The sequence below is a fragment of the Blautia sp. LMAG:36 genome (genome assembly GCF_008680535.1).
GTDB classification, from domain to species: Bacteria; Bacillota; Clostridia; order Lachnospirales; family Lachnospiraceae; genus Blautia_A; species Blautia_A fusiformis.
Window position 1 is genome coordinate 1 of record NZ_NALB01000009.1, and the last position, 24,075, is coordinate 24,075.

The 24,075-nt window shown below is 44.6% G+C and carries 20 protein-coding genes, 3 pseudogenes and 1 riboswitch; of the genes and pseudogenes, 17 read left to right on the forward strand and 6 right to left on the reverse strand.

The window, feature by feature from the left end:
• The 9 genes from CCC17_RS12375 to CCC17_RS12415 form a co-directional block, all read left to right on the forward strand.
• Positions 1-309 (forward strand): helix-turn-helix domain-containing protein (locus tag CCC17_RS12375; RefSeq protein ID WP_287083191.1); only part of this gene is annotated, 309 nt, incomplete at its 5' end.
• Positions 306-1,151 carry an IS3 family transposase gene (locus tag CCC17_RS12380; RefSeq protein WP_287083192.1) on the forward strand — a complete coding sequence of 282 codons (846 nt, stop codon included), beginning with the start codon at positions 306-308 and terminating at the stop codon, positions 1,149-1,151. The genes CCC17_RS12375 and CCC17_RS12380, both read left to right, overlap by 4 nt.
• 93 nt (positions 1,152-1,244) lie before the next feature.
• Positions 1,245-1,457: riboswitch (cobalamin riboswitch) on the forward strand.
• A gap of 136 nt (positions 1,458-1,593) precedes the next feature.
• Positions 1,594-2,523: an ABC transporter permease gene (locus CCC17_RS12385; RefSeq protein WP_118626465.1), complete on the forward strand. Its 930-nt coding sequence runs from the start codon at positions 1,594-1,596 to the stop codon at positions 2,521-2,523.
• 15 nt (positions 2,524-2,538) lie between these two features.
• Positions 2,539-3,402, forward strand: coding sequence for a nickel transporter permease (nikC, locus tag CCC17_RS12390; protein WP_287083193.1), 864 nt, complete (start codon positions 2,539-2,541; stop codon positions 3,400-3,402).
• Positions 3,383-4,174, forward strand: coding sequence for an ABC transporter ATP-binding protein (locus CCC17_RS12395; protein WP_287083194.1), 792 nt, complete (start codon positions 3,383-3,385; stop codon positions 4,172-4,174). The genes nikC and CCC17_RS12395 overlap by 20 nt, the downstream gene beginning before the upstream one ends.
• Before the next feature lie 9 nt (positions 4,175-4,183).
• Complete coding sequence (locus CCC17_RS12400) at positions 4,184-5,122, forward strand: oligopeptide/dipeptide ABC transporter ATP-binding protein (protein WP_118609166.1); 939 nt, start codon at positions 4,184-4,186, stop codon at positions 5,120-5,122.
• 29 nt (positions 5,123-5,151) lie between these two features.
• Positions 5,152-6,720 carry a nickel ABC transporter substrate-binding protein gene (locus CCC17_RS12405; protein WP_287083195.1) on the forward strand — a complete coding sequence of 523 codons (1,569 nt, stop codon included), beginning with the start codon at positions 5,152-5,154 and terminating at the stop codon, positions 6,718-6,720.
• Positions 6,721-6,724: 4 nt separating this feature from the next.
• The gene (locus CCC17_RS12410; protein ID WP_138276761.1) at positions 6,725-7,477 is read left to right on the forward strand and encodes a class I SAM-dependent methyltransferase; all 753 of its coding nucleotides are present in this window, start codon (positions 6,725-6,727) and stop codon (positions 7,475-7,477) included.
• A gap of 1 nt (position 7,478) precedes the next feature.
• Positions 7,479-8,225 (forward strand): class I SAM-dependent methyltransferase, encoded by a 747-nt coding sequence (locus tag CCC17_RS12415; protein WP_138276760.1) that lies wholly within the window; start codon positions 7,479-7,481, stop codon positions 8,223-8,225.
• Between the two features lie 11 nt (positions 8,226-8,236).
• Here the strand turns inward: CCC17_RS12415 and CCC17_RS12420 are convergent, their stop codons facing one another.
• Positions 8,237-9,010, reverse strand: a complete 774-nt coding sequence (locus tag CCC17_RS12420) for an alpha/beta hydrolase (RefSeq protein ID WP_287083196.1) — start codon at positions 9,008-9,010, stop codon at positions 8,237-8,239.
• Between the two features lie 204 nt (positions 9,011-9,214).
• On the opposite strand from CCC17_RS12420, the gene CCC17_RS12425 reads away from it, so the two are divergent.
• From CCC17_RS12425 to CCC17_RS12440, 4 genes are all read left to right on the forward strand, one after another.
• The gene (locus CCC17_RS12425) at positions 9,215-10,090 is read left to right on the forward strand and encodes an FKBP-type peptidyl-prolyl cis-trans isomerase (protein WP_287083197.1); all 876 of its coding nucleotides are present in this window, start codon (positions 9,215-9,217) and stop codon (positions 10,088-10,090) included.
• A gap of 86 nt (positions 10,091-10,176) precedes the next feature.
• Positions 10,177-11,559 (forward strand): hypothetical protein, encoded by a 1,383-nt coding sequence (locus CCC17_RS12430; protein ID WP_287083198.1) that lies wholly within the window; start codon positions 10,177-10,179, stop codon positions 11,557-11,559.
• Between the two features lie 42 nt (positions 11,560-11,601).
• Entirely contained in the window at positions 11,602-12,654 is a 1,053-nt protein-coding gene (locus CCC17_RS12435; RefSeq protein WP_330577340.1) for a U32 family peptidase, read from the forward strand.
• A gap of 237 nt (positions 12,655-12,891) precedes the next feature.
• The gene (locus tag CCC17_RS12440) at positions 12,892-13,374 is read left to right on the forward strand and encodes a GNAT family N-acetyltransferase (protein ID WP_287083199.1); all 483 of its coding nucleotides are present in this window, start codon (positions 12,892-12,894) and stop codon (positions 13,372-13,374) included.
• A gap of 118 nt (positions 13,375-13,492) precedes the next feature.
• Here the strand turns inward: CCC17_RS12440 and CCC17_RS12445 are convergent, their stop codons facing one another.
• Complete coding sequence (locus tag CCC17_RS12445) at positions 13,493-14,512, reverse strand: LacI family DNA-binding transcriptional regulator (RefSeq protein ID WP_287083200.1); 1,020 nt, start codon at positions 14,510-14,512, stop codon at positions 13,493-13,495.
• A 393-nt stretch (positions 14,513-14,905) separates the two neighbouring features.
• Here CCC17_RS12445 and malQ point away from each other — a divergent pair, with 393 nt between their 5' ends.
• Together malQ and CCC17_RS12455 are read left to right on the forward strand one after the other, a co-directional pair.
• The gene (gene malQ, locus CCC17_RS12450; RefSeq protein ID WP_173740863.1) at positions 14,906-16,414 is read left to right on the forward strand and encodes a 4-alpha-glucanotransferase; all 1,509 of its coding nucleotides are present in this window, start codon (positions 14,906-14,908) and stop codon (positions 16,412-16,414) included.
• Between the two features lie 276 nt (positions 16,415-16,690).
• The gene (locus tag CCC17_RS12455) at positions 16,691-17,320 is read left to right on the forward strand and encodes a metal-dependent hydrolase (protein ID WP_092071602.1); all 630 of its coding nucleotides are present in this window, start codon (positions 16,691-16,693) and stop codon (positions 17,318-17,320) included.
• 8 nt (positions 17,321-17,328) lie between these two features.
• Here CCC17_RS12455 and CCC17_RS15110 read toward each other — a convergent pair.
• Positions 17,329-17,517: pseudogene (locus CCC17_RS15110) on the reverse strand (DUF6783 domain-containing protein).
• Between CCC17_RS15110 and CCC17_RS15115 the strand changes: the two are divergent.
• Positions 17,455-17,598, forward strand: a pseudogene (locus CCC17_RS15115) (DUF6783 domain-containing protein); the annotation flags it as partial. The pseudogenes CCC17_RS15110 and CCC17_RS15115 overlap by 63 nt on opposite strands.
• 61 nt (positions 17,599-17,659) lie before the next feature.
• On the opposite strand, the gene sstT reads toward CCC17_RS15115, so the two are convergent.
• Together sstT and CCC17_RS12465 are read right to left on the reverse strand one after the other, a co-directional pair.
• Positions 17,660-18,868 carry a serine/threonine transporter SstT gene (gene sstT, locus CCC17_RS12460; RefSeq protein WP_287083201.1) on the reverse strand — a complete coding sequence of 403 codons (1,209 nt, stop codon included), beginning with the start codon at positions 18,866-18,868 and terminating at the stop codon, positions 17,660-17,662.
• Positions 18,869-19,104: 236 nt separating this feature from the next.
• Positions 19,105-20,460: an MATE family efflux transporter gene (locus CCC17_RS12465; RefSeq protein WP_287083202.1), complete on the reverse strand. Its 1,356-nt coding sequence runs from the start codon at positions 20,458-20,460 to the stop codon at positions 19,105-19,107.
• A gap of 238 nt (positions 20,461-20,698) precedes the next feature.
• Between CCC17_RS12465 and CCC17_RS12470 the strand changes: the two are divergent.
• A pseudogene (locus CCC17_RS12470) lies at positions 20,699-21,853 on the forward strand (FprA family A-type flavoprotein); the annotation flags it as partial.
• A gap of 213 nt (positions 21,854-22,066) precedes the next feature.
• On the opposite strand, the gene CCC17_RS12475 reads toward CCC17_RS12470, so the two are convergent.
• Positions 22,067-23,902, reverse strand: coding sequence for an amylosucrase (locus tag CCC17_RS12475; protein WP_287083203.1), 1,836 nt, complete (start codon positions 23,900-23,902; stop codon positions 22,067-22,069).
• Positions 23,903-24,075: the final 173 nt, after the last annotated feature.

Below are 24,075 nucleotides of genomic sequence, written 5' to 3' on the forward strand. Positions count from 1 at the left end.
GCACGAAGAAAAACAACACTTGAGGAACGAAAAGAAATCGTTAATTATTGCATCAACCATAATCGTGACTATAAGAATACAGCTACAAAATTCAATGTTTCTTACGGTCAGGTCTATTCTTGGGTAAAGAAATATGATAGTGATGGGGAATCCGGATTAACTGACAGACGCGGTCAACGTAAAACAGATGATGAAGTAGATGAATTAGAACGTTTGAGACGTGAAAACTTACGACTAAAGCGTCAGCTGGAAGAAAAGGATATGGTTGTTGAATTGTTAAAAAAAGTGAAAGACTTCGAAAGGATGTGAGGCTGGGTAAGGTTCGTCATGAATCAAAATATCTTGCGATAGAATATTTTCATACAGAGAAAAACTGGAGTATTGGATGGATGTGTAAACATTTGGAGGTCGCAAGAGCTGCTTATTATAAATGGCTACACCGTGAAACACCTGAGGATGAAATGGAAAACATCAAACTTGCAGAGCTCATTAAGGAGTATGATGAACGCTTTAGTCATATCTTAGGGTATCGGAGAATGACTTCTTGGATCAATCATTTTAATCAAACAAAGTACAGCAAAAATAGAGTTCACAGAATTATGAAAAAACTGGGAATCCATTCCGTTATACGAAAAAAGAAGAAAAAATATAGGAATGCCAATGCAGATGAAACAACACAAAATATATTACAAAGAGATTTTTACGCAACTGCACCCAATCAAAAATGGGCTACTGATGTGACTGAATTTAAAGTGCCAGGTAAAAAAAAGAAGTTGTATTTAAGTGCCATTATAGATCTGTATGATAGATATCCTGTGTCATATGCTGTTAGTGCCAGAAATGATAATAAATTAGTATTTAAAACTTTTGATAAGGCAATTGCGTTGAACCCCTGTGCAAAGCCGATTTTTCATTCAGATCGGGGATTCCAGTATACCAGCAAAATGTTTAAAAAGAAACTTGTAAAACAAGAAATGAGACAATCCATGTCTCGGGTTGGACATTGTATTGATAATGGACCAACAGAAGGTTTCTGGGGAATTATCAAAGCAGAAATGTATCAGATGTACGAAATAACTGATGAATCCTCATTAAGATTTGCAATAAAGGATTATATAAGATTTTATAGTGAAAGAACGTCCACAGGATAGGTATTGCTGCAAAACACCCCTAGAAGTACGTTCAAGAAGCACTGAAATCTGACATACCAGTAGAATATCCTATTCCAGAAAACAAACGAATTAAAAAATATAAAGAGAAATGGTGTGCATAAAAATACCTACACTCCAAAATGAAATGTAGGTATTTTTGTCGCTTACCTTTAGATATCTCACCTGTCTACTTGACAAGGGGCATATCAGACAGGGACGAAAACCAAAATATCACTGGAGAGATCCGGGAAGATGGTAAGTAGGAAGAACTGGAGTCAGGAGACTTGCCTTTTTGACAGAAGAATTCTGATTCGGATGGGATACAGAAGGAATAAGCTCTGCCTGAGGTAGAGGTTTGTTTTTTGTGCTGATATGATGCTGGATCATATCAGCTTTTTTTATTTTAACCGAATAAACAGATGAAAAATGAGGAGAAATGAAAATGGGAAAAGTAATTGCAAAGCGTTTTATATTTATGATTCCGGTAGTTCTGGCGGTTACATTTATTATTTTTATGCTGAGTTTTATATCGGCAGGTGATGCGGCCAGAGTTCTGGCGGAGAAAAAATACGAGCATCCGTCACCGGAGCAGATAGAAGAAGTACGGCATGAGGAAGGACTGGATCAGCCAGTGCTGGTACAATACGGGAAATGGCTGGATCAGGCACTTCATGGCGATTTTGGAAAATCATATTCTACCAGAAAACCGGCTTTTGAGGAATTAAAAAGATATTTTCCACAGACATTTAAACTGGCAGTTACTTCGTTTTTATTGTTGATGATCGTATCAGTCCCTCTTGGAATTTTGTCGGCAATTTACGAAAACAGAGTTCTGGATAAAGTCATTCGCATTTTGTCGTCCCTCAGTGTATCTATGCCGTCTTTCTGGATCGGTCTGATGCTGCTATATATATTTGGAGTAAAGCTAAAAGTGATTTCCGTGATCGGAGGAGATGCCGGAGGTATCCCGATTCTCGCGGCATTTGCCATGGATATCAGTTTCTTTGGAATTATGACGAGATTGATCCGTACCAATATGATACAGGTGCTGAAGCAGGATTACATACGTGCCAGCAGAGCCAAGGGATTGTCATCTGTAAATGTAATTTTGCGTCATGGTCTGAAAAATATTCTGATTCCTGTGCTGACACGTCTGGTATCAATTGTGATCGGTTTTTTCTGTGGCTCAGCTGTGATAGAAAGTATTTTTTCAATTCAGGGAATCGGAAATCTGGCATTGAAATCCGTGATCTCAAAAGACACTCCGGTGCTGCAATGTTTTATCTTTATTCTGGCTGTTGGCATTGTAGTATTAAATTTTCTTGTGGATATCGCCTATTCTGCGATTGACCGGCGAATCCAGTTAAAGTAAAGGAGAGATCATAGAATGGGAAGCAGAAGAAAGCAGAAAACAGAAAAAAGCATGATCCAGAATCTGTACTGGAAACAGGTATTCCGGTCACCAAAAACAAAAATAGGATTGATGGTGGTCATAGTTTTTGTATTGGCAGCCATTTTTGCACCTGTACTGGCGCCACATGATCCACTGCTTGTGGATGTTTCGATAAAATTAAAGAATCCGTCGGCGGCATATCCTTTAGGTACTGATCAGCTGGGACGATGTATTTTATCAAGACTTCTCTGGGGCAGCCGGTATTCACTGAGCTATAGCTTTACGGTGCTTCTGATCACCGTATGTGTCGGGGTGCCGATCGGACTGTTTGCCGGATATGTAGGTGGAAAAATCGATTCGATAATTATGAGGATCATTGATGTATTTATGGCTATGCCGGTCTTTATTGTGGCACTTGCCATTGCAGGAACCGTAGGAGCCAGCGGCGCTCATTTGATCCTGTCCTTATCGGTCGTATCCTGGGCAGAATATGCAAGGCTTGCCCGTGCATTGACACTTCAGGAAAAAAATAAAAATTATATGACCGCACTAAAAGCCGGAGGCTGCGGCCACGCAAGGATCATATTCAGGCATGTATTGAGAAATATCCTGCCATCTGTGATCGCACTGGCAACAATGGAAATCGGTTCGATCATTCTGTCAATTGCCGGTTTTTCCTTTATCGGCCTTGGTGTGCAGGCACCGACACCGGAATGGGGGATCATGCTTAGTGACAGTAAAAGTTATATCCAGACTTATCCAAGACTGATGTTTTATCCGGGTATACTGATCATGATCATTGTTCTGGCATTTAATTATCTGGGGGAGGGAATACAAAATGGAACAGACAAAAAATGATGTTCTAAAGGTAAAAAGATTACATGTGGAGTTTCAGACCTCTCACGGAATGGTTCATGCAGTAAAAGATGTCAGCCTGGAAGTAAAGCGCGGAAGGATCCATGCCCTGGTGGGAGAAAGCGGAAGCGGCAAGTCAGTTACCTCTCTGACGATCATGAATCTGCTTGCAGGAAATGGAAAGGTGATATCCGGAGATGTGACACTGAACGAAAAGAGTCTTCTGAAGTTATCAGGAAAAGAAAAACGACAGTTATACGGAGACAGGATCGGAATGATCTTTCAGGATCCGACCGCTGCTCTTGACCCGCTTTTTACAGTTGAACAACTGCTTCTGGAAGGACTGAGGAAACATCGCAGAATGAGCAAAAAACAGGCAAGGGAAGCTGCGTTGGAAAGTCTGCGGATGATGAATCTGCGTGATCCGGAAGAACTGATGAAGAAAAAACCTTACGAATTGTCTGGTGGTATGTGCCAACGTGTTATGATCGCCATTGCCATGTCCATGAAACCGGATTATCTGATTGCAGATGAGCCGACCACAGCATTGGATGTAACCGTACAGAAGCAGATTCTGGAAGAAATCTATCAGCTATCCAGGAAAGAAAACCTGGGCGTGTTATTTATTACGCATGATCTGGGTGTGGTGGCAGAGATCGCAGATGATGTTTCGATCATGAAAGACGGCGAAATAGTGGAAAACGGAACAGTTGAAGACATCTTTTATCATCCGCAGCATTCATATACAAAAAAACTGTTGGATGCAGTTTTATAGGGGAAAAGTATGAGTACGTTACTAAAGACAGAACATTTAAAAAAATATTATGGCAAGAAAAAAATTGTGAAGGCAGTGGATGATGTAAGTCTGGAAATCCATGCAGGATCATCCATGGCTCTGATCGGTGAAAGTGGAAGTGGTAAAACTACATTCGGAAAGCTGATCGCCGGCCTGGAGAAACCTACAGATGGAAAATTCTGGTTTCAGGGACAGGAAATGCAGGATTTGTCTGAAAAGCAGTTTCGTCCATATCGCAAGAATCTTCAGATGGTCTTTCAAAGCAGTAGCGGGGTATTTGATCCCGGTTATACCATTGGAGAAAATATTTTGGAAATTTTGAAATTACATGAAAAACTGCAAGAGGGTGAGTATGAAGAGCGAGTAAAGGAGGCTTTGATCCAGACGGGGCTTGATCCGGATATCCGCAACCGTTATGTTGGACAGATTTCAGGAGGTCAGTGTCAGAGAGCTAATATTGCGAGAGCATTGGTATTAAGACCGGAGCTTGTGATCTGTGATGAACCGGTATCCAGTCTGGATTATTCCATACGAAAGCAGATCCTGCATCTGTTAAATGAGCTGCAGGAAAAATATGAGATGACCTATTTACTGATCACTCACGATCTGTCCAACGTTCCATATCTCTGCAAAGAGGTGGCTATTATGTATCAGGGACGCGTGGTCGAGTTTATCGATCATACGGACAGCTTAAAGGAGACTGCCGTACATCCTTATACAAAAGATCTGTTTGATTCTATTCCGGTAAAAGAACCGAAAATGCGAAGAATCGGATTGCAGGAAAAGAAAATATTTTCAGATACCATTCCGGAACAGGGCTGCCCATATCAGAACCGGTGCAGAAGATGTACAAATATATGCAGAGAGCATATACCGGAATTGACAGAAATTGAAACAGGACATTTTGCGGCATGTCATATGCTGTAAAATATAAAACAAACAAAGGAGAGGAAGAAATGAAGAAAAGACGTGTAGCAAAATTGATAGCATTGAGCATGGTGGCGGCAACTTTACTGACAGGTGTCAATGTACAGGCAAAAGAGGAAAAAGTAGTTACGGCAATGACATCCATTGATCTGACTCCTGAACTTTGTGACCCGGTAAAAAGTGGTCCGGATTTTCGTCTTTATGAAATGATCTATGATCCTCTGGTACGTTACGGAGAAAATGGAGAAATCAAACCGGCATTGGCAGAATCCTGGGATATCAGCGAAGATGGCACAACCTATACGTTCCATTTAAGAAAAGATGTGAAATTCTCAGACGGTACAGTGTTTAATGCAGACAATGTGATGTGGAATTATAACAGATGGGTGGAACAGGATGTGATCGGTAACTTTTCAGCCAAACTGGAAAATGTTACAAAGGTAGATGATTATACTGTAGAATTTAAGTTCGCAGAACCATGCTATACACTGCTGATCGAATTCAGCTATCCAAGACCATTCCGTTTCACCTGTGAAAGTGCACTGGATGAAGACGGAGAATTTTGTCAGGAAGTGGGTACCGGAATGTGGATGATCGACAGTTATGAAAGCGGTCAGGAGGTTGTCCTGGTACCAAATCCTAATTATTACGGTGAGAAACCAAATATTGATAAAGTAGTTCTGAAACAGGTGGCAGACGGTGATGCCAGAGTGATGGCACTTCAGAGTGGAGAGGCAGATCTGAATCTTCAGGATATTCCATCCGAAAGCTTCAGTATTATCCAGGCAGATAAAAATTTATCGACAGAACAGCAGGTTTCCACACTTTCTTACTATCTGATCGAAAATTATGATACACCGGCGCTTCAGGATATAAACGTACGTCAGGCACTGAATTATGCAACAAATAAAGAAAGCATTGTAAATGATCTGCTGGATGGTTACGGCAATCCGGCAACCGGACTTATGTCTCCGACAGTTCCTTATGTAACAGAAGAAAACAGCAAGGGTTATCCATATGATCCGGATAAAGCAAAGGAACTGTTAAAGGAAGCAGGATATGAGGATACAGACGGAGATGGTATTGTAGAAAAAGACGGAGAACCACTGAGCCTCAGACTGGTATTCCAGACTGAAGAATATGCTTCCTGGAAGTCACTGTGTGAATACCTGAAATCTGAATATGAGAAGGTTGGTGTGGGTGTTGAACTGGTAGAAAAAGAATCTGCAGCTTACTTTGATGAGATCTGGAACACCAGAGACTACGATCTGTGCATTTACCGCAGCTATGAAGACTCCTGGATGCCTCATGGTTTCCTGAAATCAATGTTCTACGCGGAAGATGGAGCAAAGGCAGTAAACTGGTACGATGAGGAGCTGAACAAAGATCTCGGAGAAGTATTAAAAACACAGGACGAAGAAAAACGTACGGAATTATACGATAAGATCCTTACACGTATCAATGATCAGGCAGTAACAGTGCCGCTGTATTATCCGAACCGTGATTATATCTATAACAATACCAGACTGACCAATGTAGAGCTTGCACCGACTGCCTATGAAGGCATTAACTGGGCAACACTGGATGTAGTGGAGTAAAAAAATGTTTGAAAAAATCGAGAATAAATGGACAGAAGATTCCGGTGATTATGATGATATGATCCAAAAACAATTGAGTAACAAAAGAACGGTATCTCACTGGACAAAAGAATTGAAAAGACTTCTTGGACCTGAGCCCCTTCGTATTTTAGAAGTGGGCTGCGGCCCGGGTTTTATGAGCATCATAGCAGCGCGTCTGGGACATGATGTAAAAGCGATCGATGGTTCATCAGGAATGGTAGAAAAAGCCAGAAGGAATATGCGGCAGTATCATCAGCAGGTGGAAATCTGTGAGGAAGATGGTGTAACTTTGCCATTGGAACAGGAACAAAGCTATGATGTGATACTTTCCAGAGATGCGGTGTGGACATTATATGATCCGGAAAAAGCTTTCAGACGCTGGAAGGCTGTATTAAAACCAGGTGGAAGGATCATTTATTTTGATGGGGACTATCGTACCATCGAACCCACATTAAAAAATAAGATCCATATGAAAATTGCTGATTTTCTTATTTATGTTACAGAAAGAAAAACATATGGATCTGACGTGAAGGAAAACAGTGGAATTTATGAAAAGCTGCCATTTACATCGCAGAAGCGTCCGGAAGCGGACTTTCAGATATTAAAAAAGGTACGCTTTGCCAGGATCCAGATCAGAGAGAACCGCTGGCTAAACAGACCATGGACGATGGATTTCTGGAAATACGGATATCAGGGGAAAAAATTTATTGTAATAGCCACAAAGAAGGAGAAGTGACATGCAAAACGATAAGATCAAAGAGTACTGGGAAGGAGAAGCTGGCATTTACAGCGAAGGGATCAAGGCAGAATTGAAAAGTGAAACAGCAGAAAACTGGAAGAATCTGATTCTGGAGTATGCGCCGGAAAAAGAACATCTGGAAGTACTGGATGTAGGCTGCGGGCCGGGATTTTTTGAAATTATGCTGGGAAAAGAAGGACATCATGTGACCGGGATCGATATTACTGAAAATATGATCCATGAAGCAAAGGAAAATGTAAAGGCAGCAGGTTTATCCGCAGATTTGATGACTATGGACTGCCACAATCTGAATTTTCCGGATGAGACATTTGATATGGTTATCTGCAGAAATATCACATGGACGCTGGATGATCCACAGAAGGCTTACAAGGAGTGGCTGCGTGTACTGAAAAAAGGCGGACGCCTTTTGGTATCGGACGCCTGCTGGTATCTGCATCTTTATGATGAAGAAAAGAAAAAGATTTACGAGGCACATGATGCTGCCATGTGGGAAAAATACGGAAGAGGTATCCATGCTCATGAAGATGCGGAAACAGGGAAAGAGCTCAGCAGTAAGCTGTTTATGAGTGATAAAAAGCGCCCGGCATGGGATCTGGATCACATGATGGAGATCGGCTTTTCCAAAGTGTTTGCCCTGAAGGACATCAGTGATATTTCCAGAACTTCTATGGATCGTGAGCTGAATAAGCTGACACCTCAGTTTTTAGTGGGTGGAGAAAAATAAGCGGACCGGCGTTAAATAAAACGCTGGACCCGCTCCATTGTAGTTTTTAGAATAAAGATATCCGTCAGTACATCACCGGTTTCCAGAGAATGGTTGGCGTTTTGGGTGAGAAAGAGAGGTACATCTTTCTGCGCTGCCAGTTCCCGGATGGAATTGGTTTCGGCCCAGGGATCTGCGGTGCCGTGGAAGGCGATGCTTCCGGCAAGTGGGAAGGAAAAGGTCTCTGCAAGAGGCGTGAACAGGATACTTTTTACAGTCAGATCGTGTCTGGAAGCATAGGCAGAGGAGATGACGGTACCAATGCTTTTGGAAATAAACAGAATGCTGCCATAGGAATTCCAGTCGATGCTGCCTAAGGAGCGTTCTGTTTGTTCCAGGGCAAGGTCAAAGGCCTGTTTCATTTTTTCAGGATCTCCTTTGACATTTTCCGGGAGGTTGCCATAGGATACAGTGCGGATTTTGTAGCCGTGTTTGCTGGCAAGGCGGCTGGTATAGTACAGAAGCGGCTTGTCAGCAGTGTATCCGATGCCCGGAAAAACAACAGCTAATTTCGGGGCATTTTTATCTGCTCCGGCTGTATGAGCGGAAACTTTTGTATAGAGCATCTGCAGCTGAAGCTTTTCCTGAAGTTCCTTTAAGGTAATGGAGATCGTACAGGAATCGGATGGAAGATAATCATAATCGGTAACAACGCCGTCCTCTTCCATGGAATAAACAATGTGTGAGGAACCCATGAGCTCCATGTCTTCTTCAATATCTGAAAGTAATTCTTCGTATGATTTCATTTTAGTTCAAACCTTCTTATTCAAAAAATCTTTTATTTTTACAGATGCTTCTATTATACTGGATTCATTGAATGACAGCAAGAGGTTGCTGTTCACTGGCAATGTCCCGCGAGGTGTTTTTGTGAGAGAAGTTAAACCTTGCTTTTATCCTGCCTGCACGATATACTAATATAATACATATCTGACTAATGGAGGGTTTTACAAATGAAAATTGCAGCAACATACGATAATGGAAACATTTTTCAGCATTTTGGAAAAACGGAGTTTTTCAAGGTGTACGAGGTGGAGGATAACAAGGTTGTTTCCAGTGAAGTGATCAGCTCCAATGGCACCGGACATGGTGCACTTGCAGGACTTCTTGCAGAGCAGGGAATCAGCGTTCTGATCTGTGGAGGAATCGGCGGCGGAGCACAGAGTGCACTTGCTGAGGCTGGCATTGAGTTATGTTCCGGAGCACAGGGAGATGCAGACACAGCTGTGGATGCTTATCTGAAGGGCGAGCTGGTATCCACAGGTGTGAACTGTGATCATCACCATCATGAGGATGGACATTCCTGCGGAAGCCATGAGGATGGACACTCCTGCGGCGGTCATGAAGGCGGACATTCCTGCGGAGGCTGTGGTGGAGGATGTGGTTCCCAGCCATCTATCACAGGTCCTAATGTCGGAAAAACCTGCCGTACACATTACAGAGGAACCTTTAATGACGGAACACAGTTCGATTCTTCCTATGACCGTGGCGAGCCACTGGAATTCATCTGCGGGGCAGGACAGATGATCAAAGGCTTTGATGCGGCAGTTGCAAACATGGAGGTTGGCCAGGTGGTAGATGTTCATCTGATGCCTGAGGAAGCTTACGGTATGCCGAATCCGGATGCGATTTTTACACTTGAGATCGAACAGCTTCCGGGTGCTGAGGATCTCACTGTAGGACAGCAGGTATATCTTTCCAACCAGTACGGACAGCCGTTCCCGGTTAAAGTAAACGCAAAAGATGAGAAGACCATTACTTTCGATGCCAACCATGAGATGGCAGGTAAAGAGCTGAATTTCAGAATTGAATTAGTAGAAGTGAAATAAGAAGGAACAGTGGGAGGTGCTGTATGGGAGCATATGGCATCTCCTTTTTTGCCTGAAGGGAGGAAGCTTTCCTGATGAGGATCTCTATGATACCATTTGGATTGCTGTCCGGTTTTATGGATAGCAAAGAAATCAGGATCACAGAGCTGGGTGAAGATGGATTTCGATTTCGGCTGGCAGAGGAATGCCCGGAACCGGAGCAGTTTCTGATCTGTTTTTATGATATGAAAAAAGCCGGGTACAGGAGAGTGGAGATCCGGAGGTTTGGGATGAGTGCAGCAGAGGATCAATGCCTGCAGGATCAACAGCCAGTTGAAAAGAAAACCGGAAAATATTTTTACAGGGAATATTCTGTGAGAGTGGAACAGAAGGATTATGTACAGGAGGTTCGGCGTCTGGCCGGAGAGTACAACAGATATATCCGTCTGAAGCTGGAAGGAGACGATGGAGAGCTGGCGAAATCACTGACCGGTTATCCTGCGGAGCTGGATGAGATGCACTGCAGGAGTCTGGAGGAACAGAAGAAGCAGTGGTTTTTCAGAGAGGGTGAAAAGGCTTCCGGTAATCCACAGGATACAATGGGTGCAGAAGAATTAAGGCTTTTGGATAATACAGAGTTTGCCCTGGAATTAAACTGCACTTCCCTGTATGAAGAATATCTGCGCCAGCCGCTGCAGGCTTTTCTGGCGTCTTACTGGCAGAAGAATTATCTCACTCACAGTTATTTTGCAGGCCGGACACCGGACAGATTTTATATTGGAAATCAGTTCTGCCATAACCTGTTTCCGACAGAAGAGCAGCTTTTTTCTATCATGGATAAAATGTATTCGGACGGATCGGAGATCACACTGGTATTTTCTTATATCCGGGAATTTATGCTTTTGTCTGTGGGAAAGCTTCTGGAAAAGGTGGATAACTGGTGCTGTATTCATGGGGTGAATGTGGAAATCGTAGTCAATGACTGGGCCATGGTGGAAATGCTCTGTGGAAAAACATCCCGCCTGCATCCTGTTCTGGGCACATTGCTCAATAAACGAAAAAAGGATCCGCGAATGAAATATAAATCCGGTGATACCTTATTATTTCAGCAAAACAGCCTGAATGCGGAGTTTTATCGGGATTTTCTGGCTGAAGAATTTCATATCCACAGATACGAATGGGAGTCCTGCGGATATCCACAGGAGCTTCCGCCGGGAAAAAACAGTCTGCATTTGCCTTTTTATCAGACAAACACTTCGCAGTACTGTCCATTGTATGCTTTGTGCACCACTGGGGATCGTGGTACACAGCAGCTTGCGGAGCACTGTCCGAAATTTTGTGAAAAATACACACTTCTTTATCCGGAACATTTACACATGGCAGGGAGGTATAATTCCCTGTTCGGTGTGGATAAAACACTTCCGGAGTCAACGGAAATGTGGAAAAATATAAAAGGCACAAAGCCGGATCGCATTGTTGTTAATATATGACAGGTGATGAGCAGGCTGTGAAGGTGGAGCACGAATATCTGTTTGACAAGAATACATTGCGGAAAAAAGGAACAGGACATGGATAACGGTATGAAAATAACAGCCGGGTTAGGCTCCATAGATGAATATGAACGTTTTGTGCAGGCAGGAGCAGATGAATTTTTCTGTGGCTATGTACCCTTTTCCTGGGCGGAAAAATACGGCACAGTAATGCCGTTAAATCGCAGGGAGGTTCTTTGCTGTAATGTTCAGCTTGGAGCATACAGTGAGCTGGAAATTCTTTCCCAGATGGTAAAAAAATATAAAAAGCCGGTGCATCTCACCTTCAATTCCCTGTATTATCTTCCGGAACAGTACCCGGAGATCGGAGATATCATAGAGAAGTGCATGGAAATTGGATTTCGAAGCTATATCATTGCAGATCCGGCGCTTCTTGTTTATCTGAAAAACAGGGGACTTTCCTGTGAGATCCATCTCAGTGGAGAAACAGGGGAAGTGAATAGCGAAATGCTGAAGATGTTCCGGCGCTTTCCTCTGAAGAGATTGATCTTTCATCGGAAAAACACGTTCCGGGATATGCAGTCTGTTATTGTATCTCAGAGAGAAGTGGAAAAACAGGCCGGGATCCGACCGGAGGCGGGAATGGAGTTCGAGGCCTTTGTGCTGAATGAAATGTGCCAGTTTACGGGAGCATTCTGTAATTCGCTTCACTGTGATGAGATGGGATATCTTTGCAGGGTGCCCTATTGGCTTGGAACTGTACGGAATGGTGAGGCTGTTCCGGAAAAAATAATGGCTCTTCAGGAGCAGGCGTGGAATCAGGAACCGGGTCTGAAAGCATATGATGAATCCGGATATCTTTGTGGTGAGACAGGCTGTGGACTGTGTGCACTGTATCAGCTGAAGCAGGCAGGGATCACGCATCTGAAGCTGGTTGGCCGGGGAAACTATGTGGATCACATGGAAAAAGATATCCGGAATTTGCGAAAAGCGCTGGAAATTCTGGACGCTGCAGAAAATGAGAGGGAATTTAAATGTACGTTAAAACGGATGGTGTTTCCGGCGGGGTGTAGCGAAAGATGTTATTATCAGTAACAAAAAGAGAAGCTTTTTTGAGTTAGAATAAATGATAAATGGGATGAAAACCAGAATCAGGAAAGGACATGGTGCAGATTGCAGATTTGACGGTCCTGGGAAAAAGCTATTTCCGGATTATTTGGGATCAATGGCGTGTGTCCTTCCTGAGTTCAGAGATCATTACATTTGCTGTGATCCTGATACTGGCGAGATCCGGGCGGAAAAAGAATGTATTTTCAGGAGAAAGGATATAAAATGAATTTCGAGCGTGTAAAAAGAGAAGAAGCAGATACAGTTCTGAAGCTGTACCGTTCATTGCTGGGGACGCCCTATTGTGTGTGGACAGAGGAGTATCCTTCAGAAAAAGAAGTGGAATTTGATCTTTCCAGAGATGCGCTGTTCTGTATGCGGGACGATGCGGGAAATATCGCAGGTGTGATCTCCATTGATGATGATCCAAATGTGGAATGTCTCACATGCTGGTCAGAAACCATGGTACCGTCAGTGGAGGTCTCCCGGGTGGGAGTATGTCAGGAATTCCAGAATCAGGGGATTGCCGGGAAACTTCTTAAGGGTGTGATGGAAGAGCTGAAGAAGCGGGGCTATAAAGCTGTACATCTTCTTGTTGCGAAGGACAATGTAAAAGCACTCCGTTCTTATGATAAGCTGAATTTTGAGAACGTGGGAGAGTGTGAACTCTGGGGACATATGTACTGGTGTTATGAGAAAGCATTATAAAAAATGAAAAACAGGTATCTTTTTGCCGGGCGGTAGATCAACCATCAATGTCAGATCGATAAGTGGTGGTCAATACACAGTCAGCAGAGAAGATACCTGTTTTTTGTTTGAAAGCAGATCAGATCCTCCGGCAGCTGTCCCTTTCGATCAGCTGGTGAGGTACAATGATCTTTGTGGCCGGAAGGCTCGGATTTTCGATATGACTGATCATCTGCGTGGCTGCTTCCATTCCAAGCTGCCCGGAGTTAATATCAATGGAGGTCAGCTGAGGCGAAGTCAGTCTGGCAAAAAGTGAGTTGTTAAAGGAAAGAATGGACAGATCCTCCGGTATGGAGATATCTGCTTCCATACAGATCCGCTCCAGGGAAAGTGCCAGAATATCATCACTGACAAGCACAGCTGTAGGACGATCCTCGCTTAAAAGCAGCTTTCGAAGCTCCTGAAACTCATCCTGGGAAGTTGCCGAAACCTCTATACAGTATTCGGGCTGTACGGTTAATCCGTGGCTGATCAGCGCAGTCATGTAGCCGGTTTTGCGGTCTGCGGAAAAGACCAGGGAATTATCTACACCCAGATAAGCGATCTTCCGGTGGCCCAGAGCATAAAGATACTCCGTTGCCTCCTGTCCGGCCAGAAGGTTGTCATTATCGATATAGATCGTATGATTGGTGTATTGTGCCGGTTTTCCGATCAGGATATAGAGAAGTCCTTCACTGAAAAGAAAATCAATAACAGGATCATTCACACGGGAATAAAGAACAATAAATCCGTTAACCTTACCGCTTCTGGACATGGAACGTACTGCGTTAAGGATCTCTTCTTCATTCTGACCGGTAACAATGGTGCTGATATACTGATGTGCGTTACAGTAGTGGCTGATCCCCCGGATCGTCTCAAGGTAAAAGGAATTCTCGTATGTCTCCTTTGGGGACGGAGGCAGGATGATACCGATGGAGCGGGAAATCTGTGCTGCCAGGTTACTGGCCTGAAAATTCGGCTCATAGCCAAGCTCCGCCATGGCTCTGCGTACACGTTCCTTGGTTTCTTCACTGATAGATGGATTATTTTTGCAGGTTCTGGAAACGGTGGACGGGGACACCCCGGCCAGAGCTGCCACATCTTTGATGGTTACTGCCATAAATTTGCCTCCTCACGGATATGCCGGATCAAAGCGGAAGTATGCCTCTGATCCGGCTTTTTTATCTCAGTCTGATAGAGATATTGTAGTTCATAACAAGGATACTGTCAAACATATTGCACGGAAAATTGCATGAAATTGCGTAAAAACAGATGCACAGAAAATCAGGTAGTGAGATGCAGACAGATTCTGTTTGACACAATGAAAAACTGCACAAAATCAGGATGTAAAAATTGTAAGAAAGGTAGAAAAGACAAAAACGCATTGCACTTCATGCAAAATGGACGTATAATTTACGCAAACGGTTGCGTAGATTATATGAATATGCATCCGTGAGAGGATAATAGATAAGATGCTCTGAGATGCAGGGCTCAACATAAGGAGAGAAAAGATATGGATAAAAGAGCAGCCGGCATTCTGATGCCGATCACAAGCCTGCCGTCAGAGTACGGCATCGGATGTTTTTCAAAGAGTGCCTATGATTTTGTGGACTGGCTGAAGGAAGCGGGACAGAGCTACTGGCAGATCCTTCCGCTGGGACCTACCAGTTACGGAGATTCTCCGTACCAGTCCTTCTCCACTTTTGCGGGAAATCCGTATTTTATCAGCCTGAAGGCACTGGTGGAGGAAGGCGTCCTTACAAAGGAGGACTGTGATAAGGTCAGCTGGGGAAGAAGAGCAGACAGCGTAGACTATGAAAAAATCTACAAAGGCCGTTACAAGCTTCTCCGCAAAGCTTACGAAAACAGCAACACCAGCGAGAATCCGGATTATCAGAAATTTGTTGCAGAAAACAGCTGGTGGCTTTCCGACTATGCACTTTTTATGGCAGTAAAGGATCAGTTCGGCGGTGTTGAGTGGACAAAATGGGCAGAGGATATCCGCCTTCGCTGGGCAAATGCCATGGACTACTATCGCAGAGAATTATATTTTGATATTGAATTCCAGCAGTATATGCAGTTCAAATTCTATGAGCAGTGGATGAAACTGAAAAAATATGCCAACGAAAAAGGCATTCAAATCATCGGAGATATCCCGATCTATGTAGCTATGGACAGTGCAGATACCTGGGCTCATCCGGAGCTTTTCCAGCTGGATGAGGAGAATGTGCCGGTGGCTGTAGCCGGATGCCCGCCGGACGGTTTTTCCGCAACAGGACAGCTTTGGGGAAATCCACTGTACCGCTGGGATTACCACAGAAATACAGGATATCAGTGGTGGATCTCCAGACTGAGCTACGTATTCCGCCTTTATGACGTGGTAAGGATCGATCATTTCCGTGGCTTTGACGAGTATTTTTCCATTCCGTACGGTGCAGAAAATGCCATTGGCGGTCACTGGGAAAAAGGTCCCGGGATCGATCTGTTCCGTAAAGTGGAGCAGGCCCTTGGCTGGAAGCAGGTCATTGCGGAGGATCTTGGCTATGTGACAGATTCTGTGCGTCAGCTTGTCCATGACAGTGGATTCCCGGGAATGAAGGTCCTGGAGTTTGCGTTTGATTCCAGAGATTCCGGCTGTGCCAATGATTATCTTCCACACAACTATCCGGAGAACAGTGTGGCATACACAGGAACCCATGATAATGAGACCATCGCCGGATGGTGGAAGAGCATTATGGCAAAAGAGCGTAAGCTTGCCAGGGATTATCTCTGTGATAACTATACACCGGATAAAGAGCTGCATAAATGCTTTATCAGCCTGGTTATGAGAAGCAGTGCAAAGCTCTGTGTGATCCCTATGCAGGATTATATGGGCCTGGATAACAGCTGCAGAATGAACCAGCCTTCCACAGTAGGAAAGAACTGGAAGTGGAGGATCCGCAAAAGGGAGCTGACTGTGAAGCTTCAGAAAGAGATCCAAGGTCTTGCACTTCGCTACGGACGTATGAACTGGTCTGATTAAAAGAGAGATCCAAGAGACATATTCCATTTAAACGGGACGTGAAAGAAAGTAGAAAGATTTTAGATAGAATCGTGATTTTTTATGTGATATAATGCTGTTTCGTGGAGGCAGCTGTCAGTAAAAGGTAAGGCTGACAGCTGCCTTATTGTATTTTCAGATCTGCGGTAAATGATAAAGTGATACATTTATATATGCAGAAGATCAGAAGAGAGTGTCTGATCTGTAGCAGTGGATAATCCTGAATAACGGAAGATTTTTTACAATAAGGGGAGAATTATGACAGGAAAAACACACGCGGCAGTCGGACTCGGAACAGTGCTGGCAGTTACACAGCCCTCTACGGTTTCCGGTCTGGTACTTGCGGCAGGAACAGGAATGCTTGGAGCATTGATCAGCGACATTGATGTGGGAACCTCCAAATCCCATAAGGATGCGGACAGGATCACACTGATCGCGGTACTGCTTGTGGCAGCAGAGATCGCCTTGAATTATTTTTATGATTTTTCCATCTGGGAAAAGATCCGCAATAACCAGTCTATGGCGCCGGTTGCCATGGGAGTTATTATTTTTATTGCAGTCTGCGCCTTTGGAAAAAATCAGCCGCACCGGTCATTTATGCATTCGATCATGGCTATGGCCATTTTAAGTGCAGCCATATCCATGGTGTCCGTGAAGCTGGTCCTTTATTTTGTGGTTGGATTCGCATCACATCTGGTGCTGGACTGCTTTAACCGGAAACGGGTACGGATCCTGTATCCGCTGCCGGGCGGCATTGCGCTGGATTTCTGTAAGGCAGGAGGCTTTGTGGATTCCCTGCTTTTTAAGCTTGGATCTGTAGCTGTGATCTTTGAGATCGTATATCTGGCTGTGCAGATGGGAGAGAACTGGAAGCTTTTTCGAATGTAGAGGATGTTTTATTTACCGATTACGGATAATTTTATATGGGGCAGATATTGCAGGAACTGAAGGTTAGAGCGTGTTTGAAAAATCATTCCCGTAATCTGCACGCCCCACTTTGCGGTATATTTTACCCGAATTCAGTTGCCGTAGCCCGCTACGGCGCCCTCATCCGGACAAAATCTCCCACAAATTGTGACGCACATCTTGCAGAAAGCCTTTTTCAAACACGCTCTAAGCCAAAAAAGGAGCAGATTTTCCAAATACGGAAGATCTGCTCTTTTTAACCGAATCAAGGGAGTCCCCTGTTTCAATTACGAATATCCGCCTGACGGTTTATAAGTGTGATCATTTATTCTTTCTGATCCTGCAGGCGCATGCTGTGTAAAGTACGTCTGTGGAAGAGTTCAGTGCTGTCTCACAGGAATCCTGGATCACGCCTACGATGAAACCGACACCAACTACCTGCATGGCAACATCATTGGGGATTCCGAAAAGGCTGCAGGCCATCGGGATCAGAAGAAGAGAACCGCCGGCAACTCCGGAAGCACCAGCCGCACTTGCAGCAGCCAGGATGCAGAGGATCAGAGCGGTCGGGAAGTCTACGCTGATACCGAGTGTATGTGCAGCTGCCAGAGCCATGATGGAAATGGTGATCGCTGCACCACCCATGTTGATGGTCGCACCAAGAGGGATGGAGATGGAGTAGGTATCCTCATCAAGTCCGAGATCCTTGCACAGCTCCATGTTTACCGGAATGTTGGCGGCAGAGCTTCTTGTAAAGAAGGCTGTGATACCACTGTCCTTCAGGCAGCGCAGAACCAGCGGATACGGATTCTGGCGTGTGCAGATGAAAGTAATGATCGGGTTGATCACCAGTGCAACAAAGAGCATGGTTCCCACCAGTACACAGATCAGACGGCCATAGCTTAACAGTACGCCAAGCCCCTGCTCGGAGATGGTTGTGAAGATCAGGCCCATGATACCAAATGGAGCAAGGCTGATGATCCATCTTACGGCTGTGGAGGTTGCATCGGAAATGTTTTCGATGACAGTCTTGGTAGTTTCACTTGCGGCCTTCAGTGCGATACCGAAGATGATGGCCCATGCAAGGATACCGATATAGTTGGCGTTGACAAGTGCGTCAACCGGGTTGGAAACAATGTTCATCAGAAGGTTTTTGAGGACCTCTGCAACACCGCTTGGCGGAGTGACGTCGGAAGTATTTGTATTTTCGGAAAAAGTCAGCATGATCGGGAACAGGCGGCTGGAGATCACAGCTGCCAGTGCTGAGAGTACATTTCCCAGAAGATAAAGTACAACAACAAGTTTCATGTTTGTTTTCTGGCCTTTTCCCATGTGGCACAGAGAGCTCATTACCAGGAAGAACACCAGAAGCGGAGCAATTCCACGGAGAGCACCGACGAACAGATCACCGAGAATGGAGATCACAGATGCCTGAGGGATCGCAAGTCCGAGAATGATACCAACGATCAGACCGCAGATGATACGCTTGATCAGGTTGATGCTGTTCCATTTTTGAATCAGGTTTTTCATAACTAGTTTCCTCTTTCCTATTGTGTGGGTGTGCTGAAAAATGCTGAGCCGCAAAGCAACGATCCGGTGTAAAGGGCTGATCGTTCTAAGCTGCTACTACTGCATCATGTAAAAGCACAACAGGATAATTATATACAATCATGTCCGTCTTGTAAAGACAAATGTACATAAAACACGAAAAAGATATAAAAAAAGCGCCAGATCAATGCTTCGTCTGGCGCTATATATTTGAAGTTTCAGGCCCGGATTTTCCGGAAGCTTACAGCAAAGAACAGAACCTCCGCAAAGCCTGTAATTCCCCATGAGAAAATATACAGGAGATAAAGCGAGGAAATGGTCTGGAAGTGTGCGAACACCGTATAGAACCAGATGACACGGAATACACAGGATCCCAGAATAATGATGATGGTCGGTGGGATACTTTTTCCGATGCCACGGGAAGCGGCGATGCTGCAATCCATAAAACAGCTGAAGGCATAGCTGAAGCCCATGATCCGGATCCTTTCCATGCCGGCATCAATGACGGCCGATTCTGTGGCAAACAGTGACAAAAACTGCGGACCGAAAACAAGAAGCAGTCCACCAAGGATCGCGCCTGCGATGAAGGCATATGTAAGGCTGATCCCATAAGTCTTCAGCATACGTTTTTTATTTCCGGCACCCCAGTTCTGACCGATAAAGCTTGCGCATGCAGTATAGAAGGCGAACATGACGTTGTAGATCAGAGAGTCTGCATTTGCAGCGGCAGCATTTCCGGAAACCGTGACTGCATCGAAGGAGTTGACGCCGGCCTGTACGAACAGATTTGCAATGGCAAAAATTCCGTTCTGCAGACCTGTGGGAATACCAAGAAGCAGTACTGCTTTACAGGCCTTTGGGTGAAGATGGAGCTTACGCAGGGATACCCTGCATTCGTCTTTTCTCCGGAGGAGGTGGATCATTACCAGTGCAGCGGATATATACAGGGCGATCGCGCTGGCAGTTGCCACACCTGCAGCGGCCATATGACAGACGATAACGAAAAACAGGTTCAGAAGAACGTTGATCACTCCGGCAATGGAAAGATAGATCAGTGGTCGCTTTGTATCGCCGCGAGCACTTAATACGCCGTTACCGAAATTGTATACAGCCATGGCCGGCATACCCAGAGCATAAATCTTCATATATAAAACAGCCTGGTCCATCAGCTCCGGTTTCGTATTCATCATGGACAGCATCTGTCCGGAAAACAGAAGACAGACGACACAGACCAGAAGTCCTGCAATGGCACAGAGAAGAAGAGATGTATGGATCGTTTCTTCGGTACCTTTTCTGTTTTCGGCACCAAGCTCGTGTGCTACACGAACATTGACTCCGGCGCCCATGCCGATCAGGATTCCGGTAAATAAAGTGACCAGCAGAGTTGTGGAACCCACAGCTCCAAGTGCCATGTAATCTGCAAATCGCCCTACAACCGCAACATCACTTAAATTAAAAAGAACCTCCAACACCTGGGACCCCATCAGGGGAAGGCTAAAGAGGAGGATATTTTTCCAGAGAGAGCCGGAGGTCATCTCAATGGAAGACGTTTTCTTTTTTTCATTTTCACACATAGTTTACCTCATAAAAATTATAAAAAATTCCTTCATCCAAGGTATACAATACTATGTTGGAATAGGTTTGTAAAGAGGGGAAAATAGCTCTTTTACCAGGCGCAGAGGTTTGTTTTTATTTATAGATTCTACATTGATTTCAGTACGAACAATGATATAATAAATGAGAGTAATAAGAAAGTATTTTCAGAAATATTGGAAATATAAAATACAGCAGACCAAGGAGGAACTCAATACAATGAAAATCGGAAATGATATTTATTATGTAGGAGTAAACGATCATCAGGTAGACCTGTTTGAGGGACAGTATGTAGTGCCAAACGGAATGTCCTACAACTCCTATGTGATCAAAGATGAGAAGATCGCAGTTATGGACACTGTAGATGCCGGCTTCACAGAAGAGTGGCTGGGAAAAGTTGCAGAGGTTCTGGATGGTGCGAAACCGGATTATCTTGTAGTCCAGCATATGGAGCCGGACCATGCAGCAAATATTGAGAATTTCATGAAAGCATACCCGGATACAACTGTTGTTGCCAACACAAAGACCTTTACCATGATGGAGAATTTCTTCCGTGGAATGGATCTGGAAGGAAAGAAACATATTGTAGCCAACGGTGACACCCTGACACTTGGAAAACACGTCCTTACCTTCGTATTTGCACCGATGGTTCACTGGCCGGAGGTTATGGTTACATATGACAGCACAGACAAAGTTCTGTTTTCCGCAGACGGCTTTGGCAAATTCGGAGCTCTTGATGTAGAAGAGGACTGGGACTGCGAAGCACGTCGCTACTATATCGGAATCGTCGGAAAATACGGTCCGCAGGTACAGAAGCTTCTCAAGGCAGCAGCAACTCTTGATATCCAGACCATCTGCCCGCTTCACGGACCGATCCTTACCGAAAATCTTGGACATTATCTGGAGAAATATGATATCTGGTCTTCTTATAAAGTAGAGAGTGAAGGAGTAATGATCGCCTACACATCTGTATACGGACATACAAAGAAAGCAGCAGAGCTTCTTGCACAGAAGCTGGAGGAAAAGGGCTGCCCGAAGGTTGTTGTCTGCGATCTTGCAAGAGAAGACATGGCAGAGGCAGTGGAGGATGCTTTCCGCTACGGCAAGCTGGTACTGGCCAGCATTACATACAACGGAGAAGCATTCCCGTTTATGCGTACATTCATCGAGAACCTGACAGAGCGTAATTACCAGAACCGCACCATCGGCCTCATTGAGAACGGAAGCTGGGCACCGACTGCAGCTAAAGTCATGAAAGGAATGTTCGAGAAGAGCAAAAATATCACATGGCTTGAGAACAATGTAAAGATCATGTCTTCTCTCAGCGATGAGAATGTGGCAGAGATCGATGCAATGGCAGAGGAGCTCTGCAAGTAATTTCTGAATACCAGAACAGCTTATAAAAAATAAAGATATAACATAATAAAAAGACGTGGATACGGATCGATAGGATAGGTTCGTTCATTTACTGAGTTGTTAATGAACGAAATATATCGATCCGTAAGGCCACGTCTTTTTTATTTACATGAACAACAAATTAAAGGTAAGTACAGTGATCTCATGATCCTAGAAACTGCCACAGGATCATTATATCCTCTTACACCACATAAATCCATAAGCCGGAAGCTCCACATCCTTAAGCTCCAGTGTCTGGTCAGTGATCAGATCGTGGAAGGTTCCTTCCTCCTGCATCCAGGCAGTTTTTTCGCTGTCACTGAAATTGAAGATTCCGATGAAACGTTCGTTTCCTTTCTGGCGGAGGATGCAGAGAATGCTGTCATCATGAACATCGTATGTATATACATCACAGTCCTTATCAAAAACAGATTCCTGGCTGCGGATCTGCTCCATGCGGCTAAGAGTCTGGAAGATCTGTCCCTCAACGGAGGATTTGGAGTTTCTTTTTCCGGCAAGCTCCCACTGGAAAGCACCACGGTGGATATAGCGGGAATCTGCAGCCTTATCCGGATCCTCTTTATAGGAATAATCATTGAGACGTCCGATTTCATCGGAGCTGTAAAGCATCGGGATTCCGGACTGGGTAAGCATATATGCGTGAAGCATCAGATCCTCGCGGATACCCCTTTTCAGCTTCTCGTCATCTTTTTCAAAAAGAGCAGCCTCGATCCCGCACATGGAAGCAGTAGTTCCGCAGAAACGGGCATCCTGAGTTACCGGGTCATCATTATAGAGCTCTCCGCGGCTGTCGCTTCCCGGATGCTTTCCTGTAAAGAAATCATTCAGGTAACGCTTATGAGATGGCTCATCCATGCCCCAGTCTTTCAGAGTGGCGAAATCAAGTCCCCAGCCGATATCGTCATGGCAGCGGAGATAATTCAGGAAGGTGTACTGCTTCGGAAGGCTGTTTACAACGTCCATCTGTTTTTTCAGAAGGCGGATATCGCGGGTGGCAATGCTGTTCCAGGTTGTAGCCATGGTGGTTACATTGTAAAGCATATGGCATTCAGGTTTCTCTACAGTTCCGAAATAAGGAACAACCTTCTCCGGCTCCATAACGACCTCACCCAGAAGAACAACACTGGGGCAGACGATTTCAGCGATCATACGCATCATACGGACGATGGTATGAACCTGTTTCAGGTTACGGCACGGAGTTCCAAGCTCTTTCCAGATATACGGAACCGCATCAATACGGATCACATCCATTCCCTGGTTTGCAAGGAAGAGGAAGTTATACATCATCTCATTGAAAACACGGGGATTGCCATAGTTCAGATCCCACTGATACGGGTAAAAAGTAGTCATGACATAATGACCGATATCCGGAAGCCAGGTAAAGTTTCCCGGAGCAGTGGTAGGGAACACCTGAGGTACGGTCTTTTCGTACTCGTCCGGGATCTCACGGTTGTTGTAGAAGAAGTAACGGCTCATATATTCGCCGTCACCCTGGCGTGCCTTTTTGGCCCACTCATGATCCTCGGAAGTGTGGTTCATAACAAAATCCATACACAGGTTCATTCCGTTTTTGTGGCATTTATCTGCAAGGGCAGCCAGGTCCTTCATAGAACCAAGGTCCGGGCGGACTTTGCGGAAGTCGGCTACTGCGTAACCACCGTCGGAACGGCCCTTCGGAGTGTCCAGAAACGGCATCAGATGCAGGCAGTTCACGTTGCATTCCTTAAGATATGGAAGCTTGGCAGAAACTCCCTTGATGTTGCCGGCAAAATTGTCAATATAGAGCATCATGCCAAGCATATCCTTCTGGCGGAACCAGTCCGGATTTTTTTCTCTTTCCAGGTCGCGGTTTTTGAGTGCGCGTCGGCGTGCTGTAAAATACTGGTACATCTGGTCGCAGAGCTCTGCAAACATATCGTCATTGTGATAAAGCTCTGTGTACAGCCATCGAAGTTCGTCGTGATGATGGTTTAAACGTTCCTGAAAAATTTCCTGATCTTTTTTCATGATTTCCTCCCTGAATAGATATTTATAGATGTCGGGAAACCTGTAAAATATTTCCCGGCGGTAATGGTTATCTGACATTTTTCCACAGAATTATAGCATGAAGTTTCCAGTACATGAATATACGGGTTGTTATGGAATATGGAAAAATGTTGTAAGTATTTTCAGTCTCCGGT

What these genes read in the sequence shown, in the direction of transcription:
- CCC17_RS12385 (WP_118626465.1), top strand. Translation starts at nt 1,594, where the DNA reads ATGGGAAAAGTAATTGCAAAGCGTTTTATATTTATGATTCCGGTAGTT.
- nikC (WP_287083193.1), top strand. Translation starts at nt 2,539, where the DNA reads ATGGGAAGCAGAAGAAAGCAGAAAACAGAAAAAAGCATGATCCAGAAT.
- CCC17_RS12395 (WP_287083194.1), top strand. Translation starts at nt 3,383, where the DNA reads ATGGAACAGACAAAAAATGATGTTCTAAAGGTAAAAAGATTACATGTG.
- CCC17_RS12400 (WP_118609166.1), top strand. Translation starts at nt 4,184, where the DNA reads ATGAGTACGTTACTAAAGACAGAACATTTAAAAAAATATTATGGCAAG.
- CCC17_RS12405 (WP_287083195.1), top strand. Translation starts at nt 5,152, where the DNA reads ATGAAGAAAAGACGTGTAGCAAAATTGATAGCATTGAGCATGGTGGCG.
- CCC17_RS12410 (WP_138276761.1), top strand. Translation starts at nt 6,725, where the DNA reads ATGTTTGAAAAAATCGAGAATAAATGGACAGAAGATTCCGGTGATTAT.
- CCC17_RS12415 (WP_138276760.1), top strand. Translation starts at nt 7,479, where the DNA reads ATGCAAAACGATAAGATCAAAGAGTACTGGGAAGGAGAAGCTGGCATT.
- CCC17_RS12420 (WP_287083196.1), bottom strand. Translation starts at nt 9,010, where the DNA reads ATGAAATCATACGAAGAATTACTTTCAGATATTGAAGAAGACATGGAG.
- CCC17_RS12425 (WP_287083197.1), top strand. Translation starts at nt 9,215, where the DNA reads ATGAAAATTGCAGCAACATACGATAATGGAAACATTTTTCAGCATTTT.
- CCC17_RS12430 (WP_287083198.1), top strand. Translation starts at nt 10,177, where the DNA reads ATGATACCATTTGGATTGCTGTCCGGTTTTATGGATAGCAAAGAAATC.
- CCC17_RS12440 (WP_287083199.1), top strand. Translation starts at nt 12,892, where the DNA reads ATGAATTTCGAGCGTGTAAAAAGAGAAGAAGCAGATACAGTTCTGAAG.
- CCC17_RS12445 (WP_287083200.1), bottom strand. Translation starts at nt 14,512, where the DNA reads ATGGCAGTAACCATCAAAGATGTGGCAGCTCTGGCCGGGGTGTCCCCG.
- malQ (WP_173740863.1), top strand. Translation starts at nt 14,906, where the DNA reads ATGGATAAAAGAGCAGCCGGCATTCTGATGCCGATCACAAGCCTGCCG.
- CCC17_RS12455 (WP_092071602.1), top strand. Translation starts at nt 16,691, where the DNA reads ATGACAGGAAAAACACACGCGGCAGTCGGACTCGGAACAGTGCTGGCA.
- sstT (WP_287083201.1), bottom strand. Translation starts at nt 18,868, where the DNA reads ATGAAAAACCTGATTCAAAAATGGAACAGCATCAACCTGATCAAGCGT.
- CCC17_RS12465 (WP_287083202.1), bottom strand. Translation starts at nt 20,460, where the DNA reads ATGTGTGAAAATGAAAAAAAGAAAACGTCTTCCATTGAGATGACCTCC.
- CCC17_RS12475 (WP_287083203.1), bottom strand. Translation starts at nt 23,902, where the DNA reads ATGAAAAAAGATCAGGAAATTTTTCAGGAACGTTTAAACCATCATCAC.